Origin of the sequence: Streptomyces griseoruber (assembly GCF_001514205.1) — a bacterium.
In the GTDB taxonomy this organism is placed as follows: domain Bacteria; phylum Actinomycetota; class Actinomycetes; order Streptomycetales; family Streptomycetaceae; genus Streptomyces; species Streptomyces griseoruber.
On the sequence record NZ_KQ948775.1, the window covers coordinates 310,582 to 324,819 of the forward strand.

12 protein-coding genes and 1 pseudogene are annotated in these 14,238 nt (G+C 72.2%); 9 read left to right on the forward strand and 4 right to left on the reverse strand.

Features of this window, described 5'->3' with window-relative positions; all coding sequences use genetic code 11:
* Nucleotides 1–63: 63 nt before the first annotated feature.
* Nucleotides 64–1,917: a dihydroxy-acid dehydratase gene (gene ilvD, locus AQJ64_RS30385; RefSeq protein WP_055632176.1), complete on the forward strand. Its 1,854-nt coding sequence runs from the start codon at nucleotides 64–66 to the stop codon at nucleotides 1,915–1,917.
* A gap of 124 nt (nucleotides 1,918–2,041) precedes the next feature.
* Here ilvD and AQJ64_RS30390 read toward each other — a convergent pair whose 3' ends face one another.
* Nucleotides 2,042–4,303: a serine/threonine-protein kinase gene (locus AQJ64_RS30390; RefSeq protein WP_059203164.1), complete on the reverse strand. Its 2,262-nt coding sequence runs from the start codon at nucleotides 4,301–4,303 to the stop codon at nucleotides 2,042–2,044.
* A gap of 180 nt (nucleotides 4,304–4,483) precedes the next feature.
* Between AQJ64_RS30390 and AQJ64_RS30395 the strand changes: the two genes are divergently transcribed.
* The 4 genes and pseudogenes from AQJ64_RS30395 to AQJ64_RS30410 all read left to right on the forward strand — a co-directional run bounded on the left by AQJ64_RS30395 (nucleotide 4,484) and on the right by AQJ64_RS30410 (nucleotide 6,777).
* The gene (locus AQJ64_RS30395) at nucleotides 4,484–4,807 is read left to right on the forward strand and encodes an SH3 domain-containing protein (protein WP_055639175.1); all 324 of its coding nucleotides are present in this window, start codon (nucleotides 4,484–4,486) and stop codon (nucleotides 4,805–4,807) included.
* Between the two features lie 55 nt (nucleotides 4,808–4,862).
* Nucleotides 4,863–5,435 carry a hypothetical protein gene (locus tag AQJ64_RS30400; protein WP_059203165.1) on the forward strand — a complete coding sequence of 191 codons (573 nt, stop codon included), beginning with the start codon at nucleotides 4,863–4,865 and terminating at the stop codon, nucleotides 5,433–5,435.
* 144 nt (nucleotides 5,436–5,579) lie between these two features.
* Complete coding sequence (locus AQJ64_RS46635) at nucleotides 5,580–5,783, forward strand: META domain-containing protein (RefSeq protein ID WP_159060317.1); 204 nt, start codon at nucleotides 5,580–5,582, stop codon at nucleotides 5,781–5,783.
* A 197-nt stretch (nucleotides 5,784–5,980) separates the two neighbouring features.
* Nucleotides 5,981–6,777: pseudogene (locus AQJ64_RS30410) on the forward strand (class I SAM-dependent methyltransferase).
* A 13-nt stretch (nucleotides 6,778–6,790) separates the two neighbouring features.
* On the opposite strand, the gene AQJ64_RS30415 reads toward AQJ64_RS30410, so the two are convergent.
* Nucleotides 6,791–8,254 carry a SulP family inorganic anion transporter gene (locus AQJ64_RS30415; protein WP_420876593.1) on the reverse strand — a complete coding sequence of 488 codons (1,464 nt, stop codon included), beginning with the start codon at nucleotides 8,252–8,254 and terminating at the stop codon, nucleotides 6,791–6,793.
* Nucleotides 8,255–8,505: 251 nt separating this feature from the next.
* Between AQJ64_RS30415 and AQJ64_RS30420 the strand changes: the two genes are divergently transcribed.
* From AQJ64_RS30420 to proC, 3 genes are all read left to right on the forward strand, one after another.
* Nucleotides 8,506–9,309: an ABC transporter ATP-binding protein gene (locus tag AQJ64_RS30420; protein ID WP_059203167.1), complete on the forward strand. Its 804-nt coding sequence runs from the start codon at nucleotides 8,506–8,508 to the stop codon at nucleotides 9,307–9,309.
* Nucleotides 9,306–10,073 (forward strand): ABC transporter permease, encoded by a 768-nt coding sequence (locus AQJ64_RS30425; RefSeq protein ID WP_059203168.1) that lies wholly within the window; start codon nucleotides 9,306–9,308, stop codon nucleotides 10,071–10,073. The genes AQJ64_RS30420 and AQJ64_RS30425 overlap by 4 nt, the downstream gene beginning before the upstream one ends.
* Nucleotides 10,074–10,177: 104 nt before the next feature.
* Nucleotides 10,178–10,990 carry a pyrroline-5-carboxylate reductase gene (proC, locus tag AQJ64_RS30430; protein ID WP_055637524.1) on the forward strand — a complete coding sequence of 271 codons (813 nt, stop codon included), beginning with the start codon at nucleotides 10,178–10,180 and terminating at the stop codon, nucleotides 10,988–10,990.
* 20 nt (nucleotides 10,991–11,010) lie between these two features.
* On the opposite strand, the gene AQJ64_RS30435 is transcribed toward proC, so the two are convergent.
* Nucleotides 11,011–11,595, reverse strand: a complete 585-nt coding sequence (locus tag AQJ64_RS30435; RefSeq protein WP_055637525.1) for a cysteine hydrolase family protein — start codon at nucleotides 11,593–11,595, stop codon at nucleotides 11,011–11,013.
* A gap of 75 nt (nucleotides 11,596–11,670) precedes the next feature.
* Between AQJ64_RS30435 and AQJ64_RS30440 the strand changes: the two genes are divergently transcribed.
* Nucleotides 11,671–12,684 (forward strand): GlxA family transcriptional regulator, encoded by a 1,014-nt coding sequence (locus tag AQJ64_RS30440; protein ID WP_055637526.1) that lies wholly within the window; start codon nucleotides 11,671–11,673, stop codon nucleotides 12,682–12,684.
* On the opposite strand, the gene trpS is transcribed toward AQJ64_RS30440, so the two are convergent.
* Entirely contained in the window at nucleotides 12,606–13,649 is a 1,044-nt protein-coding gene (gene trpS / locus AQJ64_RS30445; protein WP_055637527.1) for a tryptophan--tRNA ligase, read from the reverse strand. The two genes, AQJ64_RS30440 and trpS, sit on opposite strands and share 79 nt — an antisense overlap.
* Nucleotides 13,650–14,238 lie beyond the last annotated feature (589 nt).

Sequence of the window (14,238 nt, forward strand, 5' to 3'; positions counted from 1 at the left end):
TACGCTCAATAGCAGCCCTATCTGTCAGATAGCAGCCCTATCAGTCTCAAGGAGCGAGCGACGATGCCCGAGCTGAGGTCCCGCACAGTCACCCACGGCCGCAACATGGCGGGCGCCCGCGCCCTTATGCGCGCCTCCGGTGTACCCGGTGCGGACATCGGCCGGAAGCCGATCATCGCGGTGGCCAACAGCTTCACCGAGTTCGTGCCCGGCCACACCCATCTCCAGCCGGTCGGCCGGATCGTCAGCGAGGCGATCACCGAGGCCGGCGGCATCCCGCGCGAGTTCAACACGATCGCCGTCGACGACGGCATCGCCATGGGCCACGGCGGCATGCTCTACAGCCTGCCCTCCCGCGACCTGATCGCCGACTCGGTCGAGTACATGGTCGAGGCCCACTGCGCCGACGCCCTGGTCTGCATCTCCAACTGCGACAAGATCACCCCGGGCATGCTCATGGCCGCCCTGCGGCTGAACATCCCGACGGTCTTCGTCTCCGGCGGCCCCATGGAGTCCGGCCGCGCCACGCTCGTCGACGGCACGGTCCGCACCCTCGACCTGGTCGACGCGATCTCCGACGCCGTGAACGACAAGATCTCGGACGAGGACATCCTCCGCATCGAGGAGAACGCCTGTCCGACCTGCGGCTCCTGTTCCGGCATGTTCACCGCCAACTCGATGAACTGCCTGACCGAGGCCATCGGCCTCTCCCTCCCCGGCAACGGCTCGGTCCTCGCCACCCACACCGCGCGCAAGCAGCTCTACGTCGACGCCGCGCGCACGGTCATGGACATCACCCGCCGCTACTACGAGCAGGACGACGAGACGGTGCTGCCGCTCAACGTCGCGACCTTCGCCGCGTTCGAGAACGCCATGGCGCTGGACATCGCGATGGGCGGCTCCACCAACACGATCCTGCACCTGCTGGCCGCCGCCCAGGAGGCGGGCGTCCCGTTCGGCCTGGAGGAGATCGACGCCGTCTCGCGCCGCGTGCCGTGCCTGGCGAAGGTCGCGCCCAACGTCGCCAAGAACCGCACGTACTACATGGAGGACGTGCACCGCGCCGGCGGCATCCCCGCCCTCCTCGGCGAACTGCACCGCGCGGGTCTGCTCAACGAGGACGTGCACGCCGTCCACAGCCCGTCCCTGGCGGACTGGATGAAGACCTGGGACGTGCGCGGCGGCTCCCCGTCCGCCGAGGCCGTGGAACTGTGGCACGCGGCGCCCGGCTGCGTCCGCTCCGCCGAGGCCTTCTCCCAGTCCGAGCGCTGGGAGGCCCTCGACGACGACGCCGAGGGCGGCTGCATCCGCTCCGCCGAGCACGCCTACTCCAAGGACGGCGGCCTCGCGGTCCTGCGCGGCAACCTCGCCGTCGACGGCTGTGTCGTCAAGACGGCCGGCGTCGACGAGTCGATCTGGACCTTCGAGGGCCCCGCGGTCGTCTGCGAGTCGCAGGAGGAGGCCGTCGAGAAGATCCTCAACAAGCAGGTCACCCACGGCGACGTCGTCGTCATCCGCTACGAGGGCCCCAAGGGCGGCCCCGGTATGCAGGAGATGCTCTACCCGACGTCCTTCCTCAAGGGCCGCGGCCTCGGCAAGACCTGCGCGCTGATCACCGACGGCCGCTTCTCCGGCGGCACCTCGGGCCTGTCCATCGGCCACGCGTCCCCCGAGGCGGCCTCCGGCGGCACCATCGCCCTCGTCCAGGACGGCGACCGCATCCGTATCGACATCCCGGGTCGCTCGATCGAGTTGCTCGTCGACGACGCGGAACTCGCCCGCCGTGAGCAGGCGTTGAACGGGGTGTACGCCCCGTCGGGCCGGGAGCGCAAGGTCTCCGCCGCGCTGCGCGCCTACGCCGCGATGGCCACCAGCGCCGACAAGGGCGCGGTGCGGGACGTGTCCAAGCTGGGCTGATCTCGGATCTCGGATCACCGATCACCGATCACCGATCGCCGACATCGATCGTCGGTCAACAGCCTGTGGACGAAGGGCCGCCTCCCCGGAGGCGGCCCCTTCGTGTGTTCCGTGCCGAGGTGTCCTACCAGCTCGCGGGGTCCCGCCCGTCCACCGCGAACACACTCCCGTCGGGAGCGCCGGCGTAGACCCGGCCGTCGACCGGCAGCGGCGCCGGCAGCGAGGCCGCCACCCGGTCGGAGTTCTTGCCGAGCCGCGCCTGCGTCTGCCCGAGCAGCTTTCCGCTGCGGGCGTCCACGCCGAGGAGCCGTCCGTCCGCGCCGGTGACGTAGACATGCCCGTCGCCGACGGCCGGCCGCGAGCCGCGGAACAGGCCCGTCTCCAGACTCCACAGCCGCTTTCCCGCCGCCGTGTCGACGGCCTCCAGCGCCCCGGCGGTGGACATCAGGTAGACGACGTCGCCGTGCACGGTGGCCGCCGGGGCCTGCCGCGGCACGGGCAGCGCCACGCGGCGCGTCTCCCGGCTCTCCGGGTCGTAGCGCACCACGGCCTCGGTGTTCGCGGTCGTCCGGTCGGCGGAGAGGAAGAAGACCTCCCCGTCATGGCTGCCGACCGCCTCCAGCGAGCCCTTCAGCCGCGCGCTCCACCGCACCTGTCCCGAGTCCGGGTCCACCGCGGTGACCTCGGTCGTCCCCGCGTCGGAGATGTTCGTCGCGTAGGCCAGCGGGTCGCCGGGGAAGGAGGAGAAGTACGGCACACCCCGGTCGGTGACCGCGTGCCGCCACTTCGTCCCGCCCGAGGCCGCGTCCACGGCGATGACCGTCCCGTCGGCCCCGCTGAACAGGAGCGTGCCGCCCACCACGCGCAACCCGGTGTGCTCGGGCATGTCCCGCCGCCAGCTCACCTTCCCCGTCTCCGGGGCGAGCGCCTCCAACCGCCGGTCCGGGTCCGCCAGCGGCTGGACCAGCTCCCCGGCCAGCACCGGCGGGCCGCCGCGCAGGGAGTCGGTGACGGGGTGCTTCCACAACAGGGTGCCGTCGGCCGGGTCGAGGGCGAACACCACACCGGGCTGCCCGCACAGCAGTTCGTCGGCCCCGTACGAACACTGGGGTGTGCTCTGCGTCCTCGACACCGATGCGGCGTCCCACGCGTCGAACGCAGCCGTCGTGGTCCGGGGGCTCGACTCGCCCGGCGCCGGCGTGTCGCCCAGCACCTGCACCGAGGCGAACACGCCACCGGCGAGCGCGCCGAGCGCGCCGGCCACGACCGCGGCCCGCCGCACCCTCCGGCGGGGGCCGGCGGACCACCGGGAGGACTTCCCGCCCCGGCCGGGGGCGTCGGGGGCGTCGGAGGCATCGGCTGCGGCGAGGCCTGCTGATGCGAACACGCCGGCCGCGTCAGCCCGTTCAGCCCGTTCAGCCCTTACGTCCCGCCCGCCCCGCCCGTCGGGAGCGTCGCCGGAAGCGGCCCCGGGCGCACCCGAGCCCGAGCCCGAGCCCGAGCCCGTCCCCGCACCCTCCGCCCGCTGCTCCGGTATGAACGCCTGCGTGTCGTACGACGCCGCCACCGACCGCAGTTCCCGCATCAGCTCGTCCGGTGTCGGCCGGTCCTCGGGCTCCTTGGCGAGACAGCGCACCACCAGCGGCGCGAGATTCTCCGGTACGCCCGTCAGGTCCGGCTCGTCGTGCACGACCTGGTAGGCGACGACATAGGGGCTGTCGGAGTCGAACGGCCCGCGCCCGGTCGCCGCGTGCACCATCACCGACCCCAGCGCGAAGATGTCCGCCGCCGGCCCGACCTCGCGCGGCCGCCGGAACTGCTCCGGTGCCATGAAGGGCGGAGTCCCGATCAACTTGCCGGTCTCGGTCCGCAGTTCGCTGTCTTTCGGCCGGGAGATCCCGAAGTCGATGACCTTCGGACCGTCCTCCGCGAGCAGGACGTTGCTCGGCTTGAGGTCCCGGTGCACGACCCCCACCCGGTGGATGTCACGCAGCGCCTCCGCGAGCCCGGCCATCAGCCGCCGCAGCTCGCCCGAGCTCATCGGACCGTTCCGCTTCACCTGCTCGGCGAGTGTCGAGCCGGGGATGAACAGGGTGGCCATCCAGGGCCGTTCGGCGTCCGGGTCGGCGTCCACCACCGGGGCGGTGAACGCACCGCTCACTCTCCGTGCGGCCGCGACCTCCTGCCGGAAACGCCCCCTGAACTCGGGATCGCGTGCGTAGTCGGCATGGACGACCTTCACCGCGACCTTCATCCCGGAGGTGCTGCGGGCCAGATGGACCACACCCATGCCACCGGACCCCAGCCGTGACTCCAGGCGGTAGTGACCGGCGTACTCCGGAAGTTCCGCTTCCGCGCCCTGCCCGGTGTTGCGCTGTGGCGACATGGACCACCCCCGTGCTGTTCTCCGCGCGCGCGACGCACGGAGCCTAGTCGATGACTTCTACGGGACAGAGGCGGCTTGCTAGCCTCCGCGTACGAATCACGCACATGTGTTTCATGGCGTGTTTTAGGGGAATGAAGGTGACCCCATGGCAGTCATGGGGTGCAACGGGGGAGGTTTCGCATGTCTGTTGACCGCGTGGAAGAGGCCGAGAGCGTCGGCGTGTCGGAGGCCGGCGTCACGGCTGCCGCAGCGGCCGTCACCTACTACCCGATCGCCCCGGGCGTCCGGCTGAACGTCCGCAGCGGCCCCGGTACGGGCTACAGCGTCGTGCGGGTCCTGGCCGAGGGGTCCAAGGTGCCGATCTACTGCCAGACGCCGGGCACGACGGTAGCCGGCCCGTACGGCACCTCGAACATCTGGGACAACATCGCCAGCGGCGAGTACGTCTCCGACTCCTACGTCCACACCGGCAGCGACGGCTACGTCGCCTCGCGCTGCTCCTGATCCCCGAGGCGACCCACCCGGGAGCCCCGCCGTCGGCCGGAGCCATAATCGTCCCGTGAGCGACGACAACGGCACCCCGGACACCCCGGCGGGCTCCCGGGACACCCGGGACGCCCGCGCCACGCAGGACACGCCCGCCGACCGGCCGGGCGCCCCGGGCGCCCCCGGCGGCCCCCGCCCCGAGCCCCTGCGCTTCTTCGGCACCACCTGGGTGGAGCACGACCGGGGCTACACCGCCCGCCGCGTCGCCGTGGCCGCCGGCGCACTCGCCGCCACGGTCGCCTCCTGTCTCGTCCTGCGCTTCGCCTACGAGGGCCTGGCGATCGCCGAGACCGGCAGTTTCGTCACCCTGCTGGTCGTGGTCATGTTCACGATCTGCAGTGCGCTCGCCTTCCGCACCACCTGGGACGGCTTCGCCAAGCGCCCCGACCCCGACCGCCAGGCCTCCCTGCGGGGCCTGCTGGCCATCGGCTTCGTCGGCTCCCTCGCCGCCTACTTCTTCCGCGCCCTCACCGAGGCCCCCGGCGAGAGACGCCACCGCGAGGAGTACGAGACCGCGCTCAAGCAGTATGAGAAGCGCTCCGAGCGCCGCACCGGCAACCCCTCGAAGAAGCGCCGCCGACGCTGAACGTTCGACCGGCACCCGGCGTCACAGTGCCATGGACCGCAACAGCCGGACCCACGCCGTGCTCGCCACCGCCCTCCTCGTCACGCCCTTCGTGGCGGGCTGCGCGCCACGACCGCCGCCCCCGTCGCCGCTCAGCCCCGCCCCGTGCCCCTCGTCGGGGTCGTATGCAGACTCGACACCGTCACCATGGACGGGGAGCGCCACGACGTCCCCGAGGGCACCGCTCCCTGGATCCGGTTCAACGGGGAGACGGCCGACAACGGCACGGTCACCGGGTACGACGGCTGCAACCACTTCACCGCCGGCGCGAGGATCGCCGGTGGCACCGTCACCCTCGACGCCGAGTGAAGCTCCACCGCGATCGCGTGTCCGTCCGGCACCGGCGCCTCCGCGGACCCCACCCGCGCCTTCCCGCCCCGCTCCGGCCCCCTGCGCGCCGAGACCGATGCCCGCCCGCTCACCCTCACCGACGCCGACGACGTCACCTTCCTCCTCAGCGCCAAGAAAACCGCCGCCCGACCGATCACCCCCCTCACCAAGGACGGATGACGGCCTCACCCGACTCCCGGACCCAGGCTCGCACCCACCCCCCCTCCAACGCCGCCGCGGCCCAGTACGCCGCGAACCGCCCCTCCTGCCCGTCCGCCCTCCTCGACACCGTCGAGACGCTGACCGGCCGCCCTCTCGCCGGCGCCCGGGTCGCGCCCGGGTCGCGGACATCGGCACCGGCACAGCCACCGGCCTGCTGCACGCCCGCGGCGCGCGGGTCGTCGCCGTCGAACCGGGGGAGGGCATGGCGGCGCAGCTCCGCCGCGGCCTCCCCGACGTCCCGCTCGTCCGCGGCGACGGCAACCACCTCCCCCTCGCCACCGCCTCCCTGGACCTCCTCGCCTACGCCCAGTTCTGGCACTGGACCGACCCGGCCCTCGCGGTCCCGGAGGCGCTGCGCGTGCTGCGGCCGGTGGGCGCGCCGGCCCTGTGGTGGAACACCGGCGCGGTCGACGTGCCGTGGATCGACGCCCAGGCCGACCGCGTGCGGCGCCACTTCGGCATCGACCACGTCGTGCGGAAGAACGGCGACGGCAGCCGCGCCGCCCTCGCCGACCCCACCGGCGGCCTCGACTCCGCCCACCGCCCGGTCCGCGGGAGCCGCCACATCCCCCTCGACCTCCACCTGGCCAACATCAGCAGCCACCCGGCGTTCCTGGTCCACGCCGAGGAGAGCACCGCCGCCTTCCTCGCCGAGGAACACCGCCACCTCCTCGCCGCGTTCCCCGACGGCACGATCGAGGAGACCCACGACGTCGAACTCCTCCTCGCCACCACGCCCCACGAGGCCTGAGCCCGCTCAGGACTCAGGACGCCGGGTTCCCGGCCGCCACCTCCCCCTGACGTCCCGTCGCGCGCCGTTCCCGCGCGGTGGCCCACCCCTCCAGGGCCGCCGCGCACGCGTGGTCCACATGCCGCAGCCCGCCCAGTTCCAGCCGCACCTCCCGGTCGGCCGGCAGCGCGTCCAACGCGTCCAGCAGCTTCGGCAGCCGCAGGAACGTCGCATGTCCCAGCACCCGGACCACGATCCCGGCCTCCCCCCGGTCCTCGGTCTCCACCTGCACATGGCTGATCTCCCACGCCGTCTTCGCGACGGCGAGCGCCAGCCCGACCAGCACCCCCTCGAACAGGTTCCCCACGACGATCGCCACCGCCGTCACCCCGAGCACGAGCAGCTCCCCCCGATGCCCGCCCCACAGCGTGCGCACCTCGCGCACCGGCACGAGCCTGCACCCGGCGTGCACCAGCAGCGCGGCCAGCGCCGCCACCGGGATCACCCCCAGCACCCCGGGCACCACGGCCGTGAACAGCAGCAGCCACACCCCGTGCAGCACCCGTGACGCCTTGGTCCGCGCTCCGGCCCGGACGTTGGCCGCACTGCGCACGATGACCGCCGTCATCGGCAGCGCGCCCAGCACCCCGCACACGGCGTTGCCCGCGCCCTGCGCCATCAGCTCCCGGTCGTAGTCCGTCCTCCTCCCGTGATGCAGCCGGTCCACCGCGGCCGCGCTGAACAGCGACTCCGCCGACGCGATCAGCGCGAACGCCACGACGGTCCCGATCACCCCCAGGTCCGTCAGCCGCCCGAGATCCGCCACCTGCGGAACCCGTACGACGTCCCAGAGCCCCTGCACCCGGACCCGCCGCACCTCCAGGTCGAGCACCCAGGTCACCGCCGACACCAGCGCCACCGCCACCAAAGGCGCCGGAACCAGCCGCGCCCCACGCCGCCACCGCCCCCACAGCAGCAGCACGACCATGGTGACAGCCCCCACTGACAACGCCACCGGATCCACCCGCCCCGGCAGCGCCACCAGCCCGGCGAGCTTTCCGGGCCCGCCCGGCGGAGCGGCCGCGTCCCCGAGGGCGTACACCTGCCCGGCGACCAGCACCAGCCCGATCCCGGCGAGCATCCCGTGGACGACGGCCACCGACACGGCCCGGAACCACCGCCCGAGCCGCAGCGCTCCCAGCCCGAGCTGCACCAGCCCGGAGGCGAGCACGATCGCCCCGAGCGCCTCCGGCCCGTACGCGCGGACGGCCTCGAAGACCAGCACGGTGAGCCCGGCCGCCGGGCCGCTCACCTGGAGGCTGCTGCCGGGCAGCACCCCGGCGACCAGACCGCCCACGATTCCGGTGACCAGCCCCAGCTCGGCGGGGACACCCGAGGCCATGGCCACCCCGACGCACAGCGGCAGGGCGACGAGGAAGACGACAAGAGAAGCGCACAGATCGGCCTGACCGACCTCGCGCAGACGACGGGACAGCACGGACAGCACCTCCGGTAGGGAACGGGAGATGCGTGGGCGCGCCGCACCGGGGGAGGGCACGGCGTCATGAATTCCATTGTCGGTTGAGGAGATCGACTGGGACAGGGGTGCGCGCCCGGGACGTGTGCGGGTGGAGGCACAAGAAGCGGACCGTCCCCTTCCAATCCCACCCTCGCGCGCCTGCGCCGCCGTATGCACCCGCTCGCCCCGGCCGCTTGACGACCCGCCGCCCCGCGAGGATTATTCATCACATGATGAATTCCGTGCCCGAGCCGCCCGGCCCACCCGACACCGGCCCCGCCGTCACCGCCCACGACCTCACCGTCGCCCGCGGCCCCCGCACCGTCCTGCGCTCCCTCGACTTCACCGTCCCGCGCGGCCGGATCACCGGCCTCCTCGGCCCCTCCGGCTGCGGCAAGTCCACCCTGATGCGCGCCGTCGTCGGCACCCAGGCCAAGGTCACCGGCACCCTCGACGTACTCGGCCACCCCGCCGGCCACCCCGCACTGCGCACCCGCATCGGCTACGTCACCCAGGCCCCCTCCGTCTACGACGACCTCACCGTCCGCCAGAACCTCGACTACTTCGCCGCGATCCTCGACCCCGGCCGCGCCGCCGCCGACCGCCGCCACGACAACGTCACCCGCGCCATCGCCGACGTCGACCTCACCACCCACGCCGACGCCCTCGCCGGCAACCTCTCCGGCGGCCAGCGAGGCCGCGTCTCCCTCGCCGTCGCCCTCCTCGGCACCCCCGAACTCCTCGTCCTCGACGAACCCACCGTCGGACTCGACCCCGTCCTCCGCCGCGACCTGTGGACCCTCTTCCACCACATCGCCGACACCCGCGGCGCCACCCTCCTCATCTCCTCCCACGTCATGGACGAGGCCGAGCGCTGCCACCGCCTGCTGCTGATGCGCACGGGCGAGATCCTCGCCGACGGCACCCCCGACTCCCTGCGCACCCGCACCGGCGCCGACACCGTCGAAGCCGCCTTCCTGCACCTGGTCGACCAGGCGGCCGACGCCGCCCGCGCGAAGGAGACCACCCGATGACCACCGCACCCGCCCCCACCCGGGGCCTCAACGCCTCCCGCACCACCGCCACCGCCGCCCGCGTCCTGCGCCAGCTCCGCCACGACCCCCGCACGATCGCGCTGCTCCTCCTCATCCCCTGCCTGATGCTGGTCCTGCTGCGCTACGTCTTCGACGGCAGCCCGCGCACCTTCGACAGCATCGGCGCCTCCCTCCTCGGCATCTTCCCGCTCATCACGATGTTCCTGGTCACCTCCATCGCCACCCTGCGGGAACGCACCTCGGGCACCCTCGAACGCCTCCTCGCCATGCCCCTCGGCAAAGGCGACCTGATCGCCGGCTACGCCCTCGCCTTCGGCACCCTCGCGATCATCCAGTCCGCCCTCGCCACCGGCCTCGCCGTCTGGTTCCTCGACCTGGACGTCATCGGCTCCCCCTGGCTCCTCCTCCTCGTGGCCCTCCTCGACGCCCTCCTCGGCACCGCCCTCGGCCTCTTCGTCTCCGCCTTCGCCGCCTCCGAATTCCAGGCCGTCCAGTTCATGCCGGCGGTGATCTTCCCCCAACTCCTCCTCTGCGGCCTCTTCGCCCCCCGCGACACCATGCACCCCGCCCTGGAAGCCCTCTCCGACGCCCTCCCCATGTCCTACGCGGTCGACGGCATGAACGAGGTCCTCACCCACACCGACCTCACGGCGACCTTCGTACGGGACGTCCTGATCGTCGGCGGCTGCGCCCTCCTCGTCCTGGTCCTGGGCGCGGCGACGCTACGACGGCGCACCGCATAGCCCCCGGCAGGCCGACATCCCGCCACCCGGACACCGACCCGCGCCGCCCCGCACCGGTGCGAGGATGGACCCCGGACGACGCACCCCCGGAGGGCACCCGCACCATGACCCAGAAAGTCGCAGTCCTCGGCACCGGCAAAATCGGCGAAGCCCTGCTCAGCGGAATGATCCGAGGCGGCTGGCCCCCGGCCGACCTCCTCGTCACCGCCCGCCGCCCCGAACGCGCCGAGGAACTCCGCACCCGCTACGGCGTCACCCCGGTCACCAACGCGGAAGCCGCCAAGACCGCCGACACCCTCATCCTCACGGTCAAGCCGCAGGACATGGGCACCCTCCTCGACGAACTCGTCGGGCAGGTCCCCGCCGACCGCCTGATCATCAGCGGCGCCGCCGGCATCCCGACCTCCTTCTTCGAGGAGCGCCTCGCCCCCGGCACCCCCGTCGTCCGCGTCATGACGAACACCCCCGCCCTCGTCGACGAGGCCATGTCCGTCATCTCCGGCGGCAGCCACGCCACCGCCGACCACCTCGCCCACGCCGAGGAGATCTTCGGCTCCGTCGGCAAGACGCTCCGCGTCCCCGAGAACCAACAGGACGCCTGCACCGCCTTGTCCGGCTCGGGCCCGGCCTACTTCTTCTACCTGGTCGAGGCCATGACCGACGCCGGCATCCTCCTCGGCCTGCCCCGCGACAAGGCCCACGACCTCATCGTGCAGTCCGCGATCGGCGCCGCGACCATGCTCCGCGACAGCGGCGAACACCCCGTCAAGCTCCGCGAGAACGTCACCTCCCCGGCCGGCACCACCATCAACGCCATCCGCGAACTGGAGAACCACGGCGTACGGGCCGCCCTCATCGCCGCCCTGGAGGCCGCCCGCGACCGCAGCCGCGAACTGGCCTCCGGCAAGAAGGACTGACCCTCCCGCGACGGGGGCGGTCACCCCGCCGCGTCCACCACCTCCCGGGTGGTCACCACACGCGCGAACCCGCCCCCGTGCAGCGACACCGCCGACGCCTGCGCCAGCTCCTCCGCACTCCGCCGCCAGCCGAACGGCCCCTCCAGGTCGAACGTGTGCGTCGCGTCGTACGCCACCACCACGTCGTACCCGAGATTCCCGCCCATCCGGGCCGTCGTCTCCACACACATGTTGGTCTGGATCCCGGCCAGCACGATCTGCGAGATCCCCTGGGCCCCCAGCCAGGCCCCCAGATCCGGCGTCCCGAGGAAGGCCGAGTTCACGGTCTTCGTGACGAACAGCTCGGCACCGGCACCCTTCCCCCTCCTCTCCTCCACATACGACTTCAGCTCATTCCCCTCGGACCCGAGCCGCAACGGCGACCCGGGCTTCACCGAGTCATGCCGCACGAACACGACCGGCCGCCCCGACGCCTGCCATACGTCGATCAGCGCGGCGATGTTGTCATCGGCCCCCGGGTTGTTCCGCGGCCCCCAGAAGCCGGCCTCCTCGAAGCCCTTCTGCACGTCCACGACCACCAGTGCTGCGTTCTCCGCGATGTCCATGCCCACGATCCTGCCGCCGGCACCCGACCCGCCCCAGAGGTACAGAAGTCAGCGATCGATGGTTTACTGCCAACCATGGCCCCCGCCTACCGCGTCGCCCTCGTCGCCTTCCCCGGTATCCGCGCCTTCGACGTCTCCGTCATCACCGAGGTCTGGGGCACCGACCGCACCGACCGCGGCGCCCCCGCCTTCGACCTGCGCCGCGTCGCCACCGACACCACCCCCGTCCCGATGCGCGGCGGACTCGCCCTGCACCCCGACCGCACCCTCGCCTGGCTCACCCGCGCCGACCTGATCCTCGTCCCCGGCCTCGACGACCACCTCACCCCCGCACCGACTCCCGTCCTCGACGCACTCCGCCGCGCCCACACCCGCGGCACCACCCTCGCCGCCCTGTGCGGCGGAGCCTTCACCCTCGCCCAGGCCGGCCTCCTCGACGGCCGCCGGGCGATCACCCACTGGAACCTCATCGACCTCCTCCGCAGCCACCACCCCCAGGTCAACGTCGTCCCCGACGCCCTCTTCATCGAGGACGACAACATCTGGACCGCCGCGGGCACGGCAGCCGGCATCGACCTGTGCCTCCACCTGGTCCGCCGCTCCCACGGCGCGGAAGCGGCCGCCACCATCGCCCGCTCGATGGTCACCGCCCCCTTCCGCACCGGTTCCCAGGCACAGTTCATCGAGCACCCCACCACGCCCGCCGACCGCGACGCCGACACTCTCGCCGCCGTACGCGAACACGCCCTGCGCCGGCTGCACGAACCACTCACGGTCGCCGACCTGGCGGCTCACGCGGGTATGTCACCGCGCAGCTTCGCCCGCCACTTCACCGCCGCCACCGGCACCACCCCCCTCAGCTGGCTCCTCGACCAGCGCATCGCCGCAGCCCAGAAACTCCTCGAACGCACCGACCTCCCCATGCCCGAGGTCGCCCGCCGCGCAGGCTTCGGCAGCGAGGTCACGATGCGCCAGCACTTCGCCTCGCGCCTCGCCACCAGCCCACGCGCCTACCGAGCCGCGTTCAGCACCACACCCGACACGGGCTCCGCCTCCGCCACCCGCGGCAGCAACCCGATCGCGCGATAAGCGGCGTCCACTACCGGACGCGCCATCTCCCGCGCCTTGTTCGCCCCCTCCCGGAGCACCCCCTCGACATAGCCGGGATCCGCACACAACTCCTGGTGCCGGGCCCGCACCGGCCTCAACACCTCGACCACGGCCTCCGCCGCGGCCGCCTTCAAAGCGCCGTACGACCGATGAACGGACGCCAGCTCCGCGGGGTTCCCGTCCGTGCACGCCGCGAGGATCTCCAGCAGATTCGCGACCCCCGGCCGCCCCTCCCGGTCGTACACGACCTCCCGCCCGCTGTCCGTGACGGCCCGCATGATCTTCTTCCGCACCACATCCGGCTCATCGAGCAGATAGACGATCCCCGGCCCGGAGTCGTCGCTCTTCCCCATCTTCGACCCCGGCTCCTGGAGGTTCATCACCCGAGCCGCCACCGCGGGCAGCGTCGCCCTCGGCACCACGAACGTATGCCCGTACCGCTGGTTGAACCGCACCGCCAGATCCCGCGCCAGCTCCACATGCTGCGCCTGGTCGTCCCCCACCGGCACCTCGTCGGTCCCGTACGCCAGGATGTCCGCCGCCATCAGCACCGGATACGTCAGCAGCGACAGCCGTACGCTCCCCCCGCGCTCCCGCTCCCGCGCGGCCTTCACCTTGTACTGGATCATCCGCCGCATCTCGCCGTCGGTGGCCACGCACTCCAGCAGGTACGACAGCCGCGCGTGCTCGTCGACATGGCTCTGTACGAAGAGAGTGCACAGCTCGGGATCCAGCCCCGCCGCCAGGAGCAGCGTCGCCGCCTGCCGGCTGAGCCGGCGTACCCGCGCCGGATCGTGGTCCACGGTCAGCGCGTGCAGATCGACCACGCAGAACAACGCGTCCGAGCGGTGCTGGTCGGCCTGGACCCACTGCCGCATGGCCCCCAGGTAGTTCCCCAACGTCAGATGCCCGGTCGGCTTGATCCCGCTGAAGACCCTCGTCATCTCCACTCCTCCTGCTGGACTTCTCCGGTCGAGGCCGCCGTCCCGGTCGGCCCGACCCTCGGAAGTCCCGGATGGGGATACGAGAAACGGCCGCCGAGGCGGCGGCCGTTGGAACGCATACGTGAGCGCGGCCGCCGTCAGGCGGCCCACCAGAGCTGGGTGCACGTACGCGTAGTCATGACGTCCACAGTACGCCTCGAGGGTGCCCGTGGGACGGAGGTTGACACACCCCGGCCCGATACGTAGTGTTCTCCGAGTTGTCCGACGTGAGCGTCGACTCCGGTCGGTCCCCGGACAGCCATTCCGCAAGTACCAACCACTTCTCGGCGAGCAGTCGTTCCGTCTGCCGTCGCGTCATTGGCATGCGTATTCGCGAAATGAGGAATCCGCGTTCGAAAGGGCACGGTCCCCGATTGGCTTCGGGAGCCGGGAATCCGCTAAAGTCTCACTCGTCGGAACGGCCGAAGGGCCGGGAAGGCAACCCCCGCTGACTGGGAATCAGACGCCGAAAGGATCTGATAGAGTCGGAACCGCCGGAAAGGAAACCGCGAAACAAAAGCGGAAACCTGGAAAGCGCCGAGGAAATCGG